This is a genomic window from Asanoa sp. NPDC049573 (assembly GCF_040676615.1).
Taxonomy (GTDB): Bacteria; Actinomycetota; Actinomycetes; order Mycobacteriales; family Micromonosporaceae; genus Asanoa.
Genome location: NZ_JBFAPI010000007.1, coordinates 165589 through 186246, shown reverse-complemented (window position 1 = coordinate 186246; position 20658 = coordinate 165589). Strand labels below are relative to the sequence as shown.

Genomic DNA, 20658 nt, shown 5'->3' with positions numbered 1-20658 from the left:
CCAGGCTGGTGGACGGGACCCGTCCACCAGCCGACCGCTCGCGCTCAGCCCCGCGCCACCCGCTGTTCGTGTGCGCCGGCGAGGATCAGATACGCGCTCGCCGTCCAGGTGTAGGCACGGTCGCGCAGGCCGACCCCGGTCTCGGCGTCGAAGTTCTCCGCGAACCCGGACTTCTCGCACAGGGCACGGAACCGGCGACTGATCTCGTCAGCGAGCGCGACGTTGCCCGCCCGTCGCAGTCCATCCTCGATCAACACGGTGGACGGCGCCCAGATCGGGCCGCGCCAGTAGCCGTCAGCGGCGTAGTGAGCGGAGCCGAGCGGCTCCGTCGCCAGGCCGTGTGGGGTCAGGTGCGTCTCGATCCCGCGGGTCAGCGCATTTTCGACGTCGGCGGGCAGATCACCGCCGAGCACGACGGGCATCAGGTCCAGCAGGCTCGTGCTCGCCCGCCGCCGGCCGGTCAGGGCGCTGCGGGCCTCGAACCGCTCGCCGTTCCACAGCTGTTCGAGCATCGCGGCGAAGATACGGTCGGCGGTCGCCGTCCATCGCCGCGGTGACTCGCCGATCTCGACCGCGAGGTCGGCCAGGCTACGCAGCTGCATGACCAGGAACGCGGCGAGGTCCGCGGTCTCGATGACCCGGTCGTCGTCGAAGGTGGTGGCGTTGTCCCAGCCGCTGTCGTTGCCATGCTGGTAGTGCGCGAGGTCGTGGCCGGGCACCCGGCGGCTGTCCAACCAGAACTCGGTCCAGCGCACGAGCCGCCGATAGGTCTCGACGAGCTGCGCCGGCTCGACCGGTCGGGCCAGCCGCCGGCGCAGGTGTTGCAGCGCCCAACCGTGGATCGGCGGCTTGACATAGTTGTAGAGCACCTCGGAGTGGGTGACCGAGTCGGGCAATGCCCCGGCCTCGTCCTGGTGGTCGAACGGCAGCTGGAACTGGTGCCAGGCCAACTCCGGTTGGCCGGGCGCCAAGGCGATGGCGTTGAAACAGTGGTCCCAGCTCCAGACCTTGTTCATCCAGTGTTTCGACATCAGCACGGCCGGCCGGGCGACGAAGCCCGCTGGGTCGACGATGGCCGACCAGAGCACGTAGGCGGCCAGCTCGGCCGCCGGCGTCCGCGCGCTGCGCCAGGGTGCGACGGTGTCGACGAAGGCGTCGAACTCGGCGGCGTTGGCCCCGCACAGTTGCTCGAAGGTGGCACGGCCGGCGTAGGGGGGCCGGGCGGTGGCGTACTCCTCGATGACGATTTCCCATGGCCGGTCGTCCGGGAGGGCCAGCGACCGATCCGCGGCGGCGAGCGCTTGGTCGCCTGCCACCGCGACGTCGCCGGAGAGCACGGTGAGCCGGTAGCGGCGTCCGGTTTCGTAGGAGGTCAACACGTGCGAGCCGTCGACGGGATCGCGGTAGAGGTAGCTGCCGCTGAACGGGGTGAGGGACCGGCTGGTGGCCGAGATCCGCATGCCGAGCCGCACGCCACGCAACCGGACGGCGTCGGGACCGTCGTATACCAGCTCGACCCGCCCACCGCCGGCGCTCCACGTCAGCAGCGTGGCGGTGGCGTGGATGGTCGCGGCGGCGGTCGGCGTGAACCGGAGGATCGGATGCAGGCCGGTCTGATGGGAGACCAGGTGCAGGTCGTCGTCGTAGGTGTTCTGGGCCAGCACCGGGGAGATGTTGAGCCAGGATCCCCGATAGCTGAACGGGATGTCCTGTATGGAGAACGCCGGACCGGATGGGGCGACGGTCATGGGTGGCAGCTGCCTTTCGTGGTGCTCGGTTGGTTCAGTCTTTGACGGCGCCCGCTGTCACCCCGGCGGCGACGTAACGCTGGGCCAGGATGAGCAGGATCGTGGCGGGGATCGACGCGACCACCGCGGTGGCCATGATGGCGTTCCACTGCTGGTTGTTGTTGCCGATGTAGTGGTAGATCCCGAGAGTGATCGGCTGGTTGCCACCGCCTCCATCCAGAGTGGACGCGAACACGAAGTCCGACCATGACCAGAGGAACGCGAACAGGGACACGGTGACCAGTGCGTTGCGGCTGACCGGCAGCACGACGGACCAGAACGTGCGCAACGCGCCCGCACCGTCGATGACGGCCGCTTGGGTGAGCTCGGATGGGATCCCCGACATGAAGGCCGTGAAGATGAGCACACCGAACGGGACGGCCAAGGTGGAGTCGGCCAGGATGAGGCCGGGCAGGGAGTTGAGCACGCCCAGGTTCAAGTAGATGGCGTAGAAGCCCATCGCCATGATGATTCCGGGGATCATCTGCGCGATCAGCAACACGAAACTGAGCGCGCCGCCGCCGGGGGGCCGCAGCTTGGCCAGCGCGTAGCCGGCAGGCGCGGCCAGCGTCAGGGTGAGGGCGACGGTGCCCAGACCGACCAGCAGGCTGACCCCCAGATAGGGCAGTTGGTCGTGCAGCACGGCGCGATAGCCGTCGAGGGTGCCGCCGACCGGAAAGAGCCGCGGCGGGTCGGCCCGCATGTCCCGGTCACGGGTGAACGAGACGTTGATCATCCAATAGACGGGGAAGAGCATCAGCGCGGTCAGGGCCACGCCCGCGGCGGTCTTCCACCGGCGGTGACGCGATAGGGCGGTCATGACAGCTGCTGCCTCCGCTGGACGCGAATGTAGATCAGGCCGGCGACCAGCGCCATGACGATCAGGAGGTTGCCGACGGCCGCTCCGGGGCCGAACGCCGGCAGCAGGTTGCCGAACCCCAGCCGATAGGACCAGGTCGCCAGCGTGGTCGAGGAGTCGGTCGGACCACCCTTCGTCATGATCCAGATGATGTCGAAGACCTTCAGGGTGTAGATCAGGCCGAGCAGCAAGGTGATGGCGGAGACGGGTCGCAGCAGGGGAAGGGTGACCCGCCGGAACCGCTGCCATCCCGTGGCGCCGTCCAGGGCGGCCGCCTCGTAGATCTCGACGGGGATCGACTGCAGGCCGCTGTAGAGGACGACCAGGTTGAACGGGATGCCGATCCAGATGTTGGCGATGACCACCGAGGCCAGCGACCACCGCGGCGAGGTGAGCCAGTTGACCGGGTCGACGCCGAAGGCGCCGAGCGCGGCGTTGACGATGCCGGCGTCGCTGTTGAGCATCCACGACCAGGTCGACGCGGAGACGATCAGCGGCAGCAGCCAGGGTATGAGGAACAACGCCCGCAGGGTTCGCGACAGGGTGAAATTCTGGTGGAAGAACAGCGCCAGGGCCATGCCGATGGTGAACTGGAACGCCAGCGACGCGGCGGTGAAGACGACGGTGTGCAGAAGCGCCGGCCCGAAGGTCGGATGGGTCAGGATCTTCTCGTAGTTGCCCAGTCCGGCGAACGGCGCGCCGCCCTGCACGAAGGAGCGGACCGTGTATTCGCGCAGGCTCAACTCGATGTTGCGGTAGAGCGGGTAGGCGTAGAACGCCAGGAGGTAGACGGCGACCGGGGCCAGGAAGGCCCAACCGGCCCACCGCGTGCCGCGGCGAGTACGGCGCCTGGCCGACGTCCGCGATGCCGGTGGGAGGTTGGTCGCCTCGCCACCGGCGTCACGCGCCACCTGTCGCAAGGACGTGGTTGCGTTGTCCATCGGGCGTCGCGCTACTTCGCGCCCGCCGCGGTCTGCGCGGCGGCCAACGCCGCCTGCGGCGTCTTCGATCCGCTGAGGGCCGCCTGTACCGCGGTCCACAGCGGCTCAGAGATCTTCGGATACTTGGTGCCGAGGTTGTCGCCGGTGCGGCCCTTGGCCGCCTTGACCGCGTCGACCCACACCTTCAGCGCGGGGTTGGCCTCGACCTGCTTGGCCTGCACCGCGGCGACCGGTGCGATGTAGGACAGCGTCGTGTCGGTGGCGAGCAGCTTGTCGCCACTGGTCAGGCACGCGACCAGTTTCTCCGAGGTGGCATACCGGCCGGTGTCGCTCTGGACGGGGATCGAGACGAACTCGCCGCCGGTGGGCGCCGGCGCTGTGCCGCCCGAGACACCCGGGATCGGGATGATGCCGTATTCGAAGCCGAGCTTCTCCGCGTTGGCCAGTTGCCAGGTGCCGTTCTCGCTGAAGGCGTAGTCGCCGCTGGCGAACTCCTGCCAACTCGTCGTCTGGGTGTTGTTGATGACCGAGTTGGGCGCGTAGCCCTGTTTGAGCCAGTCGTTCCACAGCGTCAGCGCAGCCACCGCCTGGGGCGAGTCCAGCGCGGTCAGTTGCGCTCCCGAGCCCCAGAACCACGGCAGGAACTGGAAGCTGCCTTCCTCGGTGCCGATCGCGGAGAACGTGATGCCCTTCTTGCCGCCTGCCTTGACCTTGGCCAGGGCGGCGGTCAGCGAAGGCCAGTCCTTGACCGTGGCGACGTCGACGCCCGCTTTGGCGAGTAGGTCCTTGTTGTAGTAGAGCGCCAGGGTGTTGGCGCCGATCGGGACTCCGAAGGTCTTTCCGCCGGCCTGGCCGGCACCGAGCAGGTTGGCCTCCATCGACGAGGTATCCAGCTTGGTGTCCTCGGTCGTGGTCAGAACGCCGGCCTCGGCGAGGGTGGAGATCACCGGGTTGTCGACGATCAGGACGTCGGGAGAGTTGTCCTGTTGCGCCGCCAGGAGGGCCTTGTTGGTCAGGTCGGTGGTGTCGTAACCGGTGCGCTCGACGGTGACGCCGGCGGCCGTGCCGCACTCCTTGAGCAGCTTGACCCAGTCGGAGTCGTCGGCGAACTGGGGATACGGGTCCCAGATGGCGTACGTGCCGCCGCTGTCGCCGGGCTTCTCCTCGTTGGACGAACAGGCGGTCAACATGGCGGCGACGGCGATCGCGATCGCAGCGGCACTGGCGGTCCGCCGCCGAAGGGTGGATGTCTTCACTGGTGCCTCACTCTTGAGTCGATCTTCCAGTAGTGGGTCCGACCAGGGTGGAGAGCGAACCGATTCGGCGAATCGGTTCGCATGAAGATAGGACGCAGCGGGACGTCGGTCAAGAATCCATTCCGGGCACTTAGCGGCAGCAAACGGCAGCGTCCGCGCCACGGGCACGGCAAACATTGACAGCCTTGAGCGAACGACCCTACGCTGCCCGGCGAATCGGTTCGCTTGCACCTTCCCCGTCCCCGAAGGAGTCGCCAGTGATACCCCTGTTCAGGACCACGCGCGGCCGCGCACGGATGGTCGCCCGGATCGCCGTCGGGCTGCTGGTGACCGGTGCCGCGATCGGCGCCGCACCCTCGCCCGCGCGGGCGGCCGACGAGTCGATCAGCGTCAACTTCGCCGGCGCCGCCGGCGCGGCGAGCTACCGGGCGTCGGGCTGGATCTACGGCATGACCGAGGACGCCTCGGGACCGGCTGACCATTTCTACCGGGACGTGAAGTTCCGGTACATGCGCGCCGGCGGCGCGCAGCTCGGCTCACCGGGCGGCTGGGTCAACGGTGGCTATCAGCGCCGGTGGAACGCCACCGTGGCGCAGGCCCGTCGGACGATCGCGCTGGGCGGGCAGTTCATCCTGCTCCCCCACGATCTCTGGGGCGCCGACGGCTACCCGATCTCCCGGTTCCCCGGTGACAACGGTGACTGGACCGACTACGACAACTTCCTGACCCGCGTCATCAACGACGTCCGAGCCGCCGGCATCACCGTGCAGTGGGACATCTGGAACGAGCCGAACATCACGCTCTTCTGGAACCGCCCGCAGTCGCAGTATCTCGAGCTCTGGCGACGCAGCTACCAGCGTATCCGCGCGGCGTTTCCGGGCCAGCTGATCGTCGGCCCGAGCTGCGCGTGCGTGCCGTCCACGACGCACGCCTTCTGGAACCAGTACCTCGACTACGTCCGGGCGAACAACGTCGTGCCGGACATCGTCAGCTGGCACTCGTTGCCCGGCGACCCGGTCGCCAACGTGGCCGCCGCCAACGCCACCCTGGACCCGCGCGGCATCCCGCACCCCCGGCCATACCAGATCAACGAGTACGGGGCTTCGGATGAGCAGAACCCCGCCGACGGCGCCTGGTACATCGCCCGGCTGGAGCGGGCCGGGGCCGATGGGCTACGCGCCAACTGGGCCGGCGGCAACAACCTGCACGACTTCCTGGGCAACCTCCTGGTGCGCAACGGCGCGGGCCAGACAGTGCCGAAGGGCGAGTGGTGGGCCTACCGGTTCTACGGTTCGCAGGCCGGCCAGATCGTCGCGGTCACTGCGAGCACCTCCTACGACGCCTTCGCGACGAAGACCTCCGGGTCGGCCAGGGTCCTGGTCGGGGGCGGGCGAACGACCGGCAACATCGCCGTCAACCTGCAACGCCTCGACACGACCAGCGGCATCGTGCAGAACAACCAGGTCCGCGTCCGCGTGCAGCGCATCCCGGACAACGCTGGCAGCGCCGTTCAGGGCCCGATCACCATCCAGAACAGCGTGGTGACACTCGCCAACAACGGCGCCACCGTCAACCTGCCGCACAACACCGTCAACGACGCCTTCACGGTCACGCTCCTGCCGCCGTCGGATACGAGCTTCCAATCCGTCGCCGTCGCCCAGCACTCCCAGCAGTGCCTGGACAACACGGACCTGCGCACCGCGGACGGCAACGTGCAGCAACAGTTCTGGTGCGAGGGCGGCGACCAGCAACTGTGGAACTTCCGGCCGGTCACCGGCCTCGCCGACACCTACACCGTCGTCAACCAGCAAAGCGGCAAGTGCCTCGACGTCGCGGGAGTGTCGACCGCCGACGGTGCCGCCGTCCACCAATGGCCGTGCCTCGCCGGTGCCACCAACCAGCAGTTCACCCTGCGCAAGGTGACCTACTCGGGCAACGACAGCCACGACTATCAACTCGTCGCCCGACACAGCGGCAAGTGCGTCGACGTCAGCACGGTGTCCACCGCCGCACGGGCCCCGGTCCACCAGTGGACCTGCAACCCGATCGGCCAGGGCAGCCCGCTGAACCAGACCTGGCGCCTCTGGGGCCGTTAGCCGATCGGGTCCCGCCCGGTGGAGGTCGTACGACCCCCACCGGGCAGGCCCGTTGCCGTCAGCGCGCCCGAACCGGCCCGGTGCTGGACCGTAGGGAGATCGGCGGGCTGTACAAGCGGTGCCGTGGCGGCGTCTGCGGTGTCGCGATGCATTCCATCAGCAACGACACCGCGTCGGCGCCCATCTCCAGCATCGGCAGGTCTGCGGCGGTCAATGCCGGCCGGAAGTCTTCGGCCCAGTGCCGAGCGGCCACCCCGGCGACCGAGAAGTCGCGCGGAACCGCCAGACCCGCCGCGTCCAAGGCGCGCTGGATGCCGGGCAGCGCCGCCTCGTTGATGGTGGCGATGGCGGTGACCTGCGGATGCGCCGCGAGGAGCTCTTCCACGCAGGCCTCGCCGGCTGACGCGTCGTCGCCGCAGCAGACCTCGACGCCGGTCAGGCCACGCTCGGACACCGCGGCGGCGAACCCGGCCTGTGCGCGGTGCCCGGGACCGTAGCCCGACGCGACCAGCTCGGCGGACCGGTTGACCAACGCGATCTGCCGATGGCCCAGGTCGGCTAGGTGCCCGACGCACCTGGAGATCAGCCCGGCGTAGTCGACGTCGACCCAGGACATGCCGCCCGGCTCGGCCGTGCGGCCGATCGTGACGAACGGCAGCCCGGTCTGCCGCAGCCGACTCACCCGATCGTCCTCCAGCCGGATCTCCATCAGGATCACCCCGTCGACCCGGCGGCTGGTGACGATCCGCTCGAAGGACCGGTCGTGGTCGCCGCCGGAGGGCGACAACAGCACATCGAGGTCAACCCGCGCGGCGGCCTCGACCACGCTCGCGACGAAGCCCAGTTGCATGTCGGTCAGCCGCTGGGCGGCGGGCGGGATCACCAGACCCAGGGTGTGCGTCCGGCCCTCCCGGAGCGCTCGCGCGGTGGCGTTGGGCCGATAGTCGAGCTCGTCGATGACCGCCTGGATCCGTTGGCGGGTCGGCTCGGAAACCGCCTTCTTGCCGCTCAGCACGTAGGACACCGTGCTCCGCGATACCCCCGCGCGCCGGGCGATCTCCCCGATGTTCATCCGGCTCCCTGATCGAATCGATTCTAGGCAGCGTACCTCGGGTGAGAGGCCGGACGAATCAGCGGGACTGAACCCGCTTCAGATGTTCTTCCAGGCGGTCGAAGAACTCGATCCAGCCGGCTTTGGCACCCTCGGCATGCGCCTCGTCGGTGTTGACGCCCGCCTGGTGGAAGCGCATCGTCGTGCCGCCCGCGGCCTCGTCGAAGTCGATGGTCACGACGGACGCGATCGCACCCTCGGTGTTGTCAGGATCGCCGGTGGTCAGGACCAGCCGCTCCGGGGACCGCACCTCGCGGTAGGTGCCGTCGAGCGGGTGCGCGGCGCCGTCGGGCGTCACGATGCTGGCCGTCCAGGCGCCACCCGGGCGGACGTCCATGGAGACCAGTTCGACCGGCGTCTTCAGGGCCCGCGGCCCGAACCATTCGGCGAACTGCTCGGGCTCGGTCCATGCCGCGAATAGCAACGCCGGCGGCGCGTCGTAGTCGCGCACGATCGTGTATTCCTGTGTGAAGGTGGGGCTGTCGGTCACGCCGTGAGTTCCTTTCGGGAGCGTGTTCGTGGGTCGCGAGCGGTCTACCTCACGTTGCACCAGCATGGCATCGCTCGCCCGGCCGGAGACGGATCCGAACGAAACCGAACGAATCCGAACACCCCGAGTTGATATCACGTGCCGCGCGCCAGTGCGAGGAACGCACGGCCCGCGGGCGACGCGGGCGCATCGGCGTTCCACAGCATCGCGATGCGCCGCTCGATCGGCGGCACGATCGCAATAGTCGCCAACGTGTCGTGGCCGGCGACGCTGGCCGGCAGCACCGCCGCGCCCACCCCGCGGGAGACCAGCGCTGCCAGCAATCTGAGGTCGGTGGTCTCGGCGACGATTCTGGGTTGGAACCCCGCGAGCGCGCACTCGCGCTCGAGCACGGTGCGCAGGCCGCTGCCGGGGACGAGTGAGGCGAGCCCGTGTGCCGCGAGGTCGGCCAGCGCCAGCGACGTGCGACCGGCCAGCGGGTGGTCGAGCGCCACCGCCACGACCAACGGCTCGGCCGCGATGAGCCGCACCGCCACCCCCGGTGGGGGCGACTCCGCCAGGCCGACGAAGGCGACGTCCAGCTCGGCTGCCGTGACCCCGGCGAGCAGCGCGCCCGGTTGATCCTCCAGCGCGGCGATCCGCACGTGTGGATATGACCGGTGGAAGTCGCCGAGCAGCATGGCGATCCGTGCGTCTGGCTGCGCCTGCACCAGTCCGACGGTCAGCGTGCCGGTCAGCAGCTCGCTGAGTGCGGCGACCGCCTCCTTCGCGTGCGCGGCGGCCGCCAGGGTGGCCCGGGCGTGCGGCAGCAGCGCATGTCCGGCGGCGGTCAACGCGACGCTACGGGTCCCCCGGTGAAACACCGCCTCGCCCAACTCCCGCTCGAGCCGGCGGATCTGCTGGCTGACGGCGGGCTGCGCGACCCGCAAACGTTGGGCGCCGCGAGTGAAGCCGCCCTCGTCGACCACGGCGAGGAAGTAGGCGAGCTGCCGCAGCTCCACCTCACCACCTCATCCCATAACGATCGCTTATAAGTGGGATCGTAAATCGGTCTTCGACATATAGAAAGGGCTCTCGTACGGTCGACGCATGACCAATATGGAGCGCCCCAGGACAACGTTGAACCTCGCTCGACGGGTGGCCATGACCGTCGTCGCATGGATCGCCGCATACGTGGTCGTCACGGTGGTCATTCACGTCGGTGGCAGGTCGCTCGCCCAGGCCCCGCGCTACGCACAGACGCTGGTGGTCAGCGGCACCCTCGTCATCGTGATGGTCAACGTCGTGATGCCGGCGATCGCCCGCCTGGTCGCCCGGCTGTTCGGTTTTCCGAACCCGAAGTCTCCGTGACAGCACCATCGCCCGGTCCGCGGCGGGCAAGAAGCATGGACATGTGACTCGATTGATGACCATCGCAGCCCGCAGCCTGGTTTACTGCGCCGTCCTGCTTCCCCTGTCCGTCGCGGCGTTGGTCGCCGTCCTCCTCGGCCGCCAGGGCGCGGCACTCGCCTGGTGGCGCGCCCTTCGCGTGCGGTGGCTCGGCCGTCCGCCCGTGCCACCGCGCCGGCCGCGAACGGTCCTGGTGCTCGGGCACGCGGTGGCGAGCTTCGTCCTCGGCCTCATCGCCGTGGTGCCGCTGGGTGTTCAGGTGCTCTGGGTGCTCCGCGGCGTCCTCTACGGGTTCGTCGACCGCGGCCCGTACGACCATTCGTGGGGTGGGCCGAGCCGCGCCGGCGCGTGGCTCGCCCACTTCCTGATCGGCACGCCCGAGGCATTGGCGGGCCTGGCGGCGCTCGCCGGCATCGCCGCGCTGCACCAGCGGCTCACCGCGTCGCTGGACGGCGTCCGCGCGCCGCGCTGGCTGTTCCCGACCGTCGCGCTCGCCGTCCTGGCCATGGTGCTGCTGTTCGTGGCGTGGACCCGGCAGCTGTGACGCCGGTCAGCGGCCCTCGAGGTAGCGCAGCACGGCGAGCACGCGCCGGTGGTCGGACCCGGACGCCGGTAGGCCCAGCTTGCTGAAGATGTTGGCCACGTGCTTCTCGACCGCGCGCTCGGTCACCACGAAGGTTCTCGCGATGGCCGCGTTGGAGCGGCCCTCGGCCATGAGGGAGAGCACCTCACGTTCCCGCCGCGTGAGGCGCGAAAGGTCGTCGTCCCGCCGGCTGGACCCGAAGAGCTGGTTGACCACCTCCGGATCCAGAGCCGTCCCGCCGGCCGCGACCCGCGCCATGGCGTCGACGAACTCGTCGACGTCGCCGACCCGTTCCTTGAGCAGGTACCCGATCCCGGCCGCTCCGCCGGAGAGCAGATCGCTGACGAAACGCCGCTCGACGTACTGCGAGAACAACAGGACACCGAGGGCGGGGTGGGCGTGGCGAAGAGCCACCGCCGCCCGGAGCCCTTCGTCGGTGTGGGTCGGTGGCATCCGGATATCGAGCACGGCGACATCGGGAGCCCAGGCGTCGACGCGGGCCGGCACGGCGGCGACGTCGCCCACGACGGTGACCTCGTGCCCCCGCATCGTCAGCAGCTGCGCCAAGCCGTCACGCAGGATGGCGAGGTCTTCGGCGATCAGGACCCGCATCTGTGCCTCACGGCCGCACCGGCAGGGCGACACTCACCATCGTGGGGCCTCCCGGTGGGCTGGTGACGGTCAACGCGCCGTCCACAGTAGCGACCCGGTTCGCCAGGCCGCGCAACCCGCTGCCACCGCCCTCGTCGACCCCACCCCGCCCGTCGTCGGAGACCACGAGGCGCAACACGTCGTCGACATCCGATATCGCCACGGTGGCGGCGGTGGCGTCGCTGTGCTTGGCGACGTTGGTCAGCAGCTCGGCCACGCAGAAGTACGCGATCGTCTCGATCGCCGGGGCGGGTCGCCCGCCGATCCGGACATCGCAGGTGACCGGCACCGGGCTGCGGGCCGCCAAAGTGGCGACGGCGGCATCGAGGCCGCTGTCGAGGATCGGCGGATGGATGTCGTGGATGACCTCGCGCAGATCCCGGATGGCGTCGCGCGCCGTCGCCCGGGCAGACTCCAGGAGTTCGCGGGTCCGGCCCGGTCCGGCGCCAATCAGGTCACCCAGCATGGCCAGATTCATTGTCAACGCGACGAGCCGGGCCTGGACCCCGTCGTGCAGATCGCGTTCGATCCGGCGCAGCGTCGCCGACGCGTCCTCGACCGCGGCGGCCCGGCTGCGCTCCAGCGCGGCGATGCGAGCGCTACGGTCGTCGCGGCCGAGCAGGCCACGCACCAGGAGACGATCGACCACCAACACCACGCGCAGGGCCCACGGTGCCACCGCCAACAGCACCGCTCCGCCCACCGCGAGCAGCGCGGCACCCGCCCACGAGTCGACCATGACTCCAGCGACCACCAGCCCGTGCCGGCCGCCGACCGTGCTCTGGTTGAGGTCCAGCGCGCGCTGAACGGGTGCGGTCAACGCCACGAAGCCCCAGGCCCACGTGAAGGCCACCACCGAGAGCTCGAAAAGCGCCAACGGCAGGGCAACGATCTGGAACAGGACGGCCCGCCAGCCGGCGCCGTCCCGCAGTCCCGACCGCAACCGGGCGAACAGTCCCACGCCCGGCCGGAACGCCGGTGGCGGGGGGACGACCTCACCGAGTAGGCCACGGGCCAGAGCCAGGCGGACCGTGGCCAGTCCGCGCGTGGCGGGCACCATCGTCGCCAGCACGGGAACACCCAGGGCGGTGACCGCCAGCGCCGCGCATGCCACCGCGCCGGCCAGGACCCAGGCGAGGCCGAGTGCCGCCAAGGGCGCCGTGGTCAACACGTAGGCCAGTTCCTTCCACGCACGCACGCGGGCCGATTCCGCCGCGCCCGCGACCGTGGCTAACACCCCGCGGTGTTGCGCTGGGCGAGCTTGCGGCGTGCCTCGATCCAGCTGACCACCTCGTCGCGGTTGCCGCCGCAGGCCTTCACGAACGCGCCAAGCAGGTTCAGCCGCGGTAGCGACGTGCGGCTGAGCATGGTGGCCACGGTGCTCGGCGGCAGGCGGTCGCCGGCGCTGCGGGCCTGCCGTTCGAGGTCCCGGTAGGACAGCCCCGACCACTCCTTGAGCGCTCGGAGCATGTCGATGAACTCGGCTGCCGTCCGTGCCTGCTCAGGTCTGGGCACTGTCACGGTTGAATCCCCCATTTCGCGGCTCAGCGGTAGCGCCGCACGGCCATCGGTGCCGCGACGGCGATCAACAATGTCGTCCAGCACAGGGTCGCGGCGACCGGGTGGCTCAGCGGCCACCCGGCAGCGGCGCCGTCGGCCCGCACGACGGGGTCGCCGAACAGGTATCGACAGGCCTCGACCGCCGCGCTGATCGGGTTCCAGTCCGCGACGGTGCGCAGCCAGGTCGGCATCCCGGCGGTCGGCACGAAGGTGTTCGCGACGAAGGTCAGCGGAATCACCACACCCATGCTCACCGCGGTCGCCGCCTCGGGGGTTCGAGCCAGCAGCCCGACCCAGGTTGCCAGCCAGCTGGTCGCGTACCCGACCAGCAGCAGCAACCCGAACGCGGCGATCGCGGCGGCCGGCCCGCGATGGGTCCGCCAACCCACGGCCAGCCCACAACCTGCCATGATCGCCAAGCTGAGCGCGACGCCGAGCAGGTCGGCCAAGGTACGTCCGGCGACCAGTGCCGACCGAGCCATCGGCAGCGCACGGAACCGCTCGATGACGCCCTCGGTCATGTCCAGCGACACGGCCGCCGCCGTGCCGGCGCCGACGAAGAAGACGCTCTGCACGAAAATGCCGGGCATGAGAAACTCCCGATAGTCTCCCCCACCCGGCAACACGATCGCGCTGCCGAACACGTAGGAGAACAACAGCACCAGGATGACGGGTTGGATGACGACGTCGAGCAGCTTCTCCGGCAACCGTCGAATGTGGAGCAACTCGCGCCCGGCGACCGTCGCGCTGTCGCGAACCGCCCAGCCCATGCGATCCAGGCGCCCGTCCGGCGGGCTCGGCCGGAGGTAGTCCGTCGACAGTGGAGTAGCCGTCAGCACGGCGGCACCGTCCTGTCGCGGGCGGTGAGCGCGAGAAAGACCTCGTCGAGCGTCGGGCTCCGCAGAGCGATCTCCTCCAGTGCCACTCCGGCCGATTCCAGCTCGCGGGCGGCCAGCGCCAGCAGACCGGTCGGGGATCCGCCGGCCGCGGCGGTGATCCGCCGGGGATCGCCGCTGAGCCGGGCGTCGCCGGCACCGACGCGCCGGAGGATCCGGCGGGCTTCCGCGACCTCGCCGGCGTCGCGCACCACGACCGTCAGCCGCGTGCCGCCGTGGCTGTCCTTCAGTTCCGCCGGCGTCCCCTCGGCGATGACCCTGGCTCCGTCGATGACGGTGATCCGATCCGCGAGCCGCTCCGCCTCGGCCATGTATTGGGTGGTCAGCAGGATGGCGGTGCCGTTGGAAACCAGCGCCGCGATGACGTCCCAGAGGGCGTTGCGGCTGCCCGGGTCCAGTCCCGTGGTCGGTTCGTCGAGGAACAGCACCATCGGCGCGACGAGCAGGCCGGCGGCGAGATCCAGGCGCCGCCGGGTGCCGCCCGAGTAGGTCCTGGTCAGCCGGTCGCCGACCCGGGTTAGGCGGAATCGCTCCAGCAGGTCGTCGGCTCGGCGGCGAGCCAGGGCGGCCGGCAGGTGATGCAGACGCCCGATCATCACCAGGTTCTCGCGGCCCGTCAGGAGACCGTCGAGCGCGACCTGCTGGCCCGCGACACCGATGCGGTAACGCACCTGCTCCGCGGCACGCGCGACGTCATGCCCGGCGACGCGGGCGGTGCCCGAATCGGCCTTCAGCACGGTGGTCAGGATTTTGACCAGCGTGGTCTTGCCGGCACCGTTCGGACCGAGGACGGCGCCGACGCTGCCCGCCGGCACCCGCATGTCGACCTCGTCGAGCGCTCGGACCGGCCCAAACTGCTTGCACAGGCCACGCACGTCAACCGCGACATCGATCATCGAGCGCTCCCATCACCGCGTCGCGTACAACGTACCCAAGGCGTACGATGTACGCAAGCACTCTTTCGCAGGAGGTCCTGGTGCCCCCACCGCCCCGGCAGGCCGGTCTGGTCTGGACCCGCCCGGCGCCCACCCGGCGAGACAGGACAGCGCTGAGCCGAGACCGCATCGTGCGGGCGGCGATCGCGCTGGCCGACGCGCACGGGTTCGCCGCGATATCCATGCGCCGCCTCGCGGCTGAGCTCGACGCCGGCACCATGTCGCTGTACCGCCATGTCCAGGACAAGGACGAACTGGCGGATCTCATGGTCGACGAGGTCTACGCGGCGATGGTGCCGCCCGAAGCCGCCAGCTCGCGGTGGGCGGAGAACGTGCGCGCGATCGCCCGACGCACCCGCCTCGTCATGCTCGAGCACCCGTGGTTCACCACGTTGGCGATCACCCGGCCGCCGATCGGACCCAACGCCCTGGCCTACCTCGACTCGTCGCTTTCCGCCGTCCGGGGCGCCGGGCTGGAGCTGCCCGAGGCCTCGCGCCTGCTCGGCACCGTGACCTCGTTCGTCATCGGTGTGGTCGCCGCCGAGCTGGCCGACAGCGAGCCCCGCGACCAGGCCGGTGCCGGCGGGCCGGCATGGCAGGAGACGGTCGCGCCCTACATGCGCGACATGATGGCGACCGGCCGCTTTCCGTCGCTCGCTCAACTGATCACCCAGGATCATGACGACGAAGACCCCGACGATCAGTTCGAGTTCGGGCTCGACTGCCTGATCGCTGGCATCGCCGCACGGACCGGCCGCGACACCCGGCCCTGACAGCGGTCGTTCGCCGTGCCGACGCGCGGCCCGGCCGCGGATCTCCGAAGGTCGTGGCCGGCGAAGGCCAGTGCCGCCGCGGCGGCCACCAGACCGAGCACGGGCACCGCGCCGGGCCCGGGCCCACTCAGCACGAACCCGCCCACCAGGGACCCGGCCGCGATGCCCGCGTTGAAGACCGCGCTGCTGCCGGCGGATGCGACGTCGACATCTCCTGGCGCGACGTGCAGGGTGCGGCTCTGCACGGCCGGAGCGAACGCGTTGAAACCCAGGCCGAGGGCGGCGAGCCCGGCGATGGCGCCCCACGGCGTCGCGCCGAAGACGGTGAGACCAGCCAGTGCGGCGGTGGCTACGAGCAGGGGCGCTACCAGCGCGTGGCGTGGGCTGCGATCGAGGAGCGCGCCGATCGACCAGGTGCCGACGATCCCCGCGACGCCCGAGACGAGCAACAACGGCCCGAGCGTGGCCGGCGCGAACCCGCCGACCTCCGTGAGGAACGGGGTGATGTAGGTGAACGTTCCCATCACACCGGTGACCGCCAGACCGGTCACGATCAGCAGAGTCAGGTAGGCGCCCCGGTCGGGGGCGAGGCCGACGGAGGCGGCGGCGGTCCGGGCCCGATCGCGCGGCAATGTGGCCAGCACGGCCAGGCCGGCCACTGTCCCCGCGCCCGCCATCACCAGGAACGGGACCCGCCAACTGGTCGCCTGGCCCAACCAGACGACGAACGGGACACCCAGCACCGGCGCCAGTGCGCTACCTATCGCGAAGCGCGCGATCGCGCGGCCCCGCATCGCGGGTGGGAACAAGCCGGCGGCGGTCGAGGCCACCACCGACCAGAACAACGACTGCGCCAACGCGGTCACCAGCCGCGCCGCCAACAACATCAGGAAGCTGGTCGCCATGGCGGACAGCAGCGTGGCCACGACGAAGACGACCAGCGTGCCGACCAGCACCTGGCGCCGAGGCATCCGCTGGGTACGCCGCGCGAGCGGAACCGACGCCACGAGCACGATCACGGCGTAGCCGGTGACCAGCAGGCCGATCACCGACTCCGACCGGCCCATCGCCCGCGCCAGCAGGGGGAGCAACCCGATCGGCAGGATCTCCGTCGTCACGAACGAGAAGGCGGCCAGGGCCAACGCCACGAGGCCCACCACCGCCCGACGCTCCGGCCGCACCGATGTCGACTCAGGACTCATAGCGCCTCCCCTGTCCGCGCTGCTACCACCGTAACTGTCTACGGTGGTAGCTTGCGACAATCGGCGCTTGATCGCAACCCGTCAATTGCCTCGGGGATCACCCGACGGTGCGGAGATGATCGACGATGTGGGTCAGGATGAGCCGCTGACCTGCTGGTGTCGGATGGACGCCGTCCGATTCCAGGAGGTCGTCGGCGCCGTATGCGGGAATGGCGTCGTGCAGGTCGAGAGCGTCCGGTGCCGCCTGGTGGACGACGCCGGCAACTTCGGCCACCGCTGCGGCCTGCCAGTGCAGCGGCGCGTCGCTGAAGAAGGCATCGATGCGCTGCTGGTTGACGGCCGGCGGCGTGATGATCGTGACGACCGCGTCGAGGTCGCGGGTGATGAGGTCGACCAGCGCGCGCACGTTGCGTCCGGTTTCCCGCGTCGTGGCCATCCGGTAGCGGCCGGTCCGGCCATGCGCGCGGGCGTCGTTGGTGCCGAGCATCAGCAGCACCCGGGTGGGCCGCACCGCTTCCAACAGGTCGAAGCGCTCGAGCACGTCGGCCGTCGTGTTGCCGCTGATCCCCAGATTGATCAGGGTCGCCTTCGGCGCGCCGGCCAGGTCGATCGAGGCCGCGAGGAGCTCGAACCAGCCGAGGCGGTCCGCGGTGATCGAGTCGCCGACAGCGGCGATCCGGTCCTCCGGCCGGAACGGCAGGGCCGCGACGGCCTCGCGGTAGTGCTCGTCGGCCAGCATCTGCGCGGCCGCGGCGCGGGCCTCGTCCCGCAGCGAACACAGCAGTGCGCGGATGGTCGCCGGCGTGCTGGCCAGCATCTGGGCGAGCAGCTCGGCGTGCAGGTCGTCATCGACCGGGAAGCGCTGCAACATCGGCCACGAATGGGTGCGGGTGTAGCGCAGGAAATGACGGCGTTCGCCGTCCGTGTAGCGGCGCGCGGTGATCACTCGGGTCACCGCTCGCCGGTGATCCGGTTTGGTGCGTTCATGTCTCAGCCCTTGATCGAACCTTGCAGCAGCGCCGCGACGAAGCGGCGCTGGAAGATGAGGAAGACGGTCAGCGTGGGTACGAGGATCAGCAGCGCCCCGGCGCACAGCAGCGGGATGTCCGTGCCCCACTGGCCCTGGAACGCGCCGAGCGCCCCGGCCATGGTCCGCTTCGCGGGGTCGTCGACGAGAACGATGGCCAGCAGGAACTGGTTCCAGGTCCAGAGGAAGAGCAGGATCGCCAGCGACGAGAGGGCGGGCATGGCCAGCGGCACGTGCACCCGCCAGAAGAGCTGCCAGGTGCCGGCACCGTCGATACGCGCGGCCTCGGACAGGTCGTCGGGCATGGTGACGAAGTGCGCTCGCATCCAGATCACCGAGAAGGGCATGAACAGACCGATGAGCGGCAGGATGATCGCCCAGCGGGTGTTGAGCAGGCCCATGTCGCGAATCTGGTAGTAGAGCGGCGTGATGATCCCCTCGAACGGCAGGGTCAGGCCCAGCACGAAGACCAGGAAACCGATCCGGTGGCCGGGCATCCGCAGGTGGCCGAAGGCGAAGCCGGCCATGGTGCCGAACAGCAGCGAGGCCGGGACGACGCCGAGCACGATCAGGCCGCTGGACAGCAGCAGCTTGCCCATGTTGGCGGCGCGGAACGCGTCGACGAAGTTGCCCCACTGTGGGCTCTCCGGCCAGGAGAGACCCGACGGATAGGTGCCCGACGGGTGCAGGGCGGTGACGAAGAGGCTGATGAACGGCACGATGGTGATCGCCATCAGCAGGACGAGCAGGACCCGCCCAATCCATGTCTCGCGACGCGTGGCGATCATCGGGACCCGTCCCTGGTGAGGCGCTGAATGGGAAGCACGACCGCGAGGACGAGCACGACCAGGGTGACGGCGAGCGCCGATGCCATCCCGACCTCGCGCTCGGAGAAGGCCAGGTAGTAGATCTCCAGGCCCGGGACCATGGTGGTGTTGCCCGGCCCGCCCTGTGTGGCGACGTAGATGATGTCGAAGCTGGCCAGAGCGGCGATCACGGTCACCGTGACGCATACCCCGATCTCCTGGCGCAGGCTGGGGATGGTGATCGAGAAGAACTCGCGCACCGGGCCCGCGCCGTCCAGCCGCGCGGCCTCGTACAGCGCTGGGTCGATCTTGCTCATCCCGGCGAGCAACAGCAGCGTGCACAGGCCCACCAGAACCCAGGCGCCGATCACGCCGACCGCGGGCAGCGCGGTGTCGAAGTCGCCGAGCCAGGCGCGGGTGAGGTTGTCGAGCCCGACGGCCGACAGCAGTTCGTTGGCCAGGCCGGTCGTGGAGAGCAACCAGCTCCACATGATGCCGGCGGCGACCAGCGGGATGACCTGAGGCAGGAACAACACCGTGCGGGCCATCACCGCCAGCCGGCTCGCCGCGATGCTCCGGATGGTCGCCGCCGCGAACAGGCCCAGCAGGACGGGGATTCCACTGAAGAACACGATCAGCTCGAAGGCGTGCACGATCGTGGCGAACAGTTCCGAGTCGGTGAACAGCCGGCGGTAGTTGTCCAGCCCCACCCAGGTCGACGCGCCGATGCCGTTCCAGTCGTACAGCGAGTACTGCACGGTCAGCAGGAGCGGGCGAAGGACGAACGTCGCGTACATGGCGATGGCCGGCGCCGCGAAGAGCCAGCCGAGCCAGACGGCCCGAGGGCGGCGTGCGCGCCGCGCACGCCGCCCTGTTGTCGGTGCCGACATTAGTTCTTGACCTGGGTCTCGTAGTCCTTCTGCACCGACTTGAGCAAGGCGTCCGGCGTCTGCTGGCCGGCCGCGAGCTTCTGCAGCTGGGGCGTCCAGCTCTTGGCGTAGATGGCGCCGGTGGCGTTGGCGATGAAGTCCATGGCGCCGTTGTCCTTGCCGATGGTGGCGCCGGCGGCCAGGGTGCTCGCCGTGACGGTGCCCTCCTGGACCGGCGGCATGTAGGCGTCGGCCGGCCCCATCGGGTGCGATCCGCCGACCTTCACCGCGATGTCGCGGGCCTGCTGGTTGGTGGCCACCCAGTTCAGGAAGAAGGCGGCGCAGTCGGCGTTCTTGGCCTTGCTGCTGATGCCGTAGGTCAGCGGCGCCGACATCGCGGCCCGCTTGCCGCCGGCCTGCGCGGGCGGCATCAGTAGGAACCCGGCGTTTCCGGCCATCTGCTTGTCGAGATTGCCGGACTCCCAGTCGCCGTTGAACATGAACAGCGCCTTGCCACCGATGAACTGGCTCATCATCGCCGCGTAGTCCTGCGAGTTGATGTCGGCGGCGAAGTAGCCCGCCTTGATCCACTTTTCCAGGTGCTGCACGGCCTGCAGATTGCTCGGAGTGTCGATGGCGGCCCCCGGCTTCTGGAAGATCCAGTCGTTGATCGGGCCAGGCTCGCCGTACGCCGTCATCAGATTCTGCAGCGGGAACGCCAGGCCGCCGGTGGCGCCGCCGTTGAACTGGTCGATCGGGGTGATGCCGGCGTCCTTCGCCTTCTGCAGCACGGCGTCGAGGTCGGCCAGCGTCTCCGGCGGCTGCGTCATGCCGATCTGCGCGGCGAGCTTCTTGTTGTAGAACAGGCCGGTCATGCTGAAGTTCAAACCCATGGCGTAGAGCGGGCCGTCACCGCGCTGGCCGCTCGCGCCGACCCGCATCTGCTCGAGCTGCGAGGCCGGCCATTTGTCCCAGCCGGTGGCCTGCGCATAGCCGTCCAGGTTCTTCAACAGGCCATCCTTGACCAGCTCGGACACCTGCGGGAGGCGCATCAGGTCCGGCGGGTCGTCCGCCAGGACCCGCGGAGCGTTCTGAGTGATCACCGCGAACTGGTCTTCGCGGATGTCCCATTTGACGTTCGGGAACTGCTTGGAGAACTCGTCGGCGAGGTTCTTCGGCAGCGGGAAGCCGGTCTCGAAGTAGCCCTTCAGGGTGACCGGCGCGGTGCCGCAGGTCGCGGCGGCCGCGGGGGCCGCGCTGGCGGTGGCGCCGGTCGTGTCGGAGTCGCCGCCGGGTGCGCTGCAGGCGGCGGTGGCGGCAAGTGCGGCAAGGGTGAGCCCGGCCAGTAGCGGCCGGAGGGTGGGTCCGTGAGCCATGTCAGGCCTCCAGGATCGCGGAGCATCCGGCGGCGAGGGGTCACCGCCGGT

General features: G+C 69.8%; 21 protein-coding genes. 4 read left to right on the top strand and 17 right to left on the bottom strand.

Going from position 1 to position 20658, the window contains the following annotated elements; genetic code table 11:
• Positions 1-44 precede the first annotated feature (44 nt).
• Genes AB0J74_RS18370 through AB0J74_RS18355 form a run of 4 tightly spaced genes read right to left on the bottom strand, consistent with a single transcriptional unit; the run spans position 45 to position 4777 of the window.
• Complete coding sequence (locus AB0J74_RS18370) at positions 45-1748, bottom strand: glycogen debranching protein (RefSeq protein ID WP_363449272.1); 1704 nt, start codon at positions 1746-1748, stop codon at positions 45-47.
• A 34-nt stretch (positions 1749-1782) separates the two neighbouring features.
• Positions 1783-2607, bottom strand: coding sequence for a carbohydrate ABC transporter permease (locus AB0J74_RS18365; protein ID WP_363449270.1), 825 nt, complete (start codon positions 2605-2607; stop codon positions 1783-1785).
• The gene (locus tag AB0J74_RS18360) at positions 2604-3587 is read right to left on the bottom strand and encodes a sugar ABC transporter permease (protein ID WP_363449268.1); all 984 of its coding nucleotides are present in this window, start codon (positions 3585-3587) and stop codon (positions 2604-2606) included. The genes AB0J74_RS18365 and AB0J74_RS18360 overlap by 4 nt, the downstream gene beginning before the upstream one ends.
• A gap of 11 nt (positions 3588-3598) precedes the next feature.
• Entirely contained in the window at positions 3599-4777 is a 1179-nt protein-coding gene (locus AB0J74_RS18355) for an extracellular solute-binding protein (RefSeq protein ID WP_363449634.1), read from the bottom strand.
• 323 nt (positions 4778-5100) lie between these two features.
• On the opposite strand from AB0J74_RS18355, the gene AB0J74_RS18350 reads away from it, so the two are divergent.
• Positions 5101-6939, top strand: a complete 1839-nt coding sequence (locus tag AB0J74_RS18350) for an RICIN domain-containing protein (protein WP_363449266.1) — start codon at positions 5101-5103, stop codon at positions 6937-6939.
• 58 nt (positions 6940-6997) lie between these two features.
• Here the strand turns inward: AB0J74_RS18350 and AB0J74_RS18345 are convergent, their stop codons facing one another.
• From AB0J74_RS18345 to AB0J74_RS18335, 3 genes are all read right to left on the bottom strand, one after another.
• On the bottom strand, positions 6998-8011 hold the full coding sequence (locus AB0J74_RS18345) for a LacI family DNA-binding transcriptional regulator (protein ID WP_363449264.1): 1014 nt from the start codon (positions 8009-8011) through the stop codon (positions 6998-7000).
• A 58-nt stretch (positions 8012-8069) separates the two neighbouring features.
• Positions 8070-8540 (bottom strand): SRPBCC domain-containing protein, encoded by a 471-nt coding sequence (locus AB0J74_RS18340; protein WP_363449262.1) that lies wholly within the window; start codon positions 8538-8540, stop codon positions 8070-8072.
• Positions 8541-8674: 134 nt separating this feature from the next.
• Positions 8675-9541: a LysR family transcriptional regulator gene (locus tag AB0J74_RS18335; RefSeq protein ID WP_363449260.1), complete on the bottom strand. Its 867-nt coding sequence runs from the start codon at positions 9539-9541 to the stop codon at positions 8675-8677.
• 142 nt (positions 9542-9683) lie between these two features.
• Here AB0J74_RS18335 and AB0J74_RS18330 point away from each other — a divergent pair, with 142 nt between their 5' ends.
• Positions 9684-9890: a hypothetical protein gene (locus tag AB0J74_RS18330; RefSeq protein ID WP_363449258.1), complete on the top strand. Its 207-nt coding sequence runs from the start codon at positions 9684-9686 to the stop codon at positions 9888-9890.
• A gap of 55 nt (positions 9891-9945) precedes the next feature.
• Positions 9946-10473: a hypothetical protein gene (locus AB0J74_RS18325; protein WP_363449256.1), complete on the top strand. Its 528-nt coding sequence runs from the start codon at positions 9946-9948 to the stop codon at positions 10471-10473.
• Positions 10474-10479: 6 nt separating this feature from the next.
• Here the strand turns inward: AB0J74_RS18325 and AB0J74_RS18320 are convergent, their stop codons facing one another.
• The 5 genes from AB0J74_RS18320 to AB0J74_RS18300 are packed head-to-tail and all read right to left on the bottom strand — an operon-like array spanning position 10480 to position 14515.
• Positions 10480-11124, bottom strand: a complete 645-nt coding sequence (locus AB0J74_RS18320) for a response regulator transcription factor (RefSeq protein WP_363449254.1) — start codon at positions 11122-11124, stop codon at positions 10480-10482.
• A 7-nt stretch (positions 11125-11131) separates the two neighbouring features.
• Positions 11132-12361: a sensor domain-containing protein gene (locus AB0J74_RS18315; protein WP_363449252.1), complete on the bottom strand. Its 1230-nt coding sequence runs from the start codon at positions 12359-12361 to the stop codon at positions 11132-11134.
• Positions 12362-12393: 32 nt separating this feature from the next.
• Entirely contained in the window at positions 12394-12684 is a 291-nt protein-coding gene (locus AB0J74_RS18310) for a helix-turn-helix domain-containing protein (protein ID WP_363449250.1), read from the bottom strand.
• 23 nt (positions 12685-12707) lie between these two features.
• Positions 12708-13562 (bottom strand): ABC transporter permease, encoded by an 855-nt coding sequence (locus AB0J74_RS18305; protein WP_363449248.1) that lies wholly within the window; start codon positions 13560-13562, stop codon positions 12708-12710.
• Complete coding sequence (locus AB0J74_RS18300) at positions 13556-14515, bottom strand: ATP-binding cassette domain-containing protein (protein WP_363449246.1); 960 nt, start codon at positions 14513-14515, stop codon at positions 13556-13558. Before AB0J74_RS18300 ends, AB0J74_RS18305 begins: the two co-directional genes overlap by 7 nt.
• An 80-nt stretch (positions 14516-14595) precedes the next feature.
• On the opposite strand from AB0J74_RS18300, the gene AB0J74_RS18295 reads away from it, so the two are divergent.
• Positions 14596-15327: a TetR/AcrR family transcriptional regulator gene (locus tag AB0J74_RS18295; RefSeq protein WP_363449244.1), complete on the top strand. Its 732-nt coding sequence runs from the start codon at positions 14596-14598 to the stop codon at positions 15325-15327.
• Here the strand turns inward: AB0J74_RS18295 and AB0J74_RS18290 are convergent.
• From AB0J74_RS18290 to AB0J74_RS18270, 5 genes are all read right to left on the bottom strand, one after another.
• Complete coding sequence (locus tag AB0J74_RS18290; protein WP_363449242.1) at positions 15255-16529, bottom strand: MFS transporter; 1275 nt, start codon at positions 16527-16529, stop codon at positions 15255-15257. The genes AB0J74_RS18295 and AB0J74_RS18290 overlap by 73 nt on opposite strands.
• Before the next feature lie 97 nt (positions 16530-16626).
• Positions 16627-17475: an SGNH/GDSL hydrolase family protein gene (locus AB0J74_RS18285; protein WP_363449240.1), complete on the bottom strand. Its 849-nt coding sequence runs from the start codon at positions 17473-17475 to the stop codon at positions 16627-16629.
• Positions 17476-17519: 44 nt separating this feature from the next.
• Positions 17520-18344: a carbohydrate ABC transporter permease gene (locus AB0J74_RS18280; protein WP_363449238.1), complete on the bottom strand. Its 825-nt coding sequence runs from the start codon at positions 18342-18344 to the stop codon at positions 17520-17522.
• Positions 18341-19252, bottom strand: coding sequence for a sugar ABC transporter permease (locus AB0J74_RS18275; protein ID WP_363449236.1), 912 nt, complete (start codon positions 19250-19252; stop codon positions 18341-18343). The genes AB0J74_RS18280 and AB0J74_RS18275 overlap by 4 nt, the downstream gene beginning before the upstream one ends.
• A complete protein-coding gene (locus AB0J74_RS18270) occupies positions 19252-20607 on the bottom strand; it encodes an ABC transporter substrate-binding protein (RefSeq protein WP_363449234.1) in 1356 nt (451 codons plus the stop codon). Before AB0J74_RS18270 ends, AB0J74_RS18275 begins: the two co-directional genes overlap by 1 nt.
• Between the last annotated feature and the right edge of the window lie 51 nt (positions 20608-20658).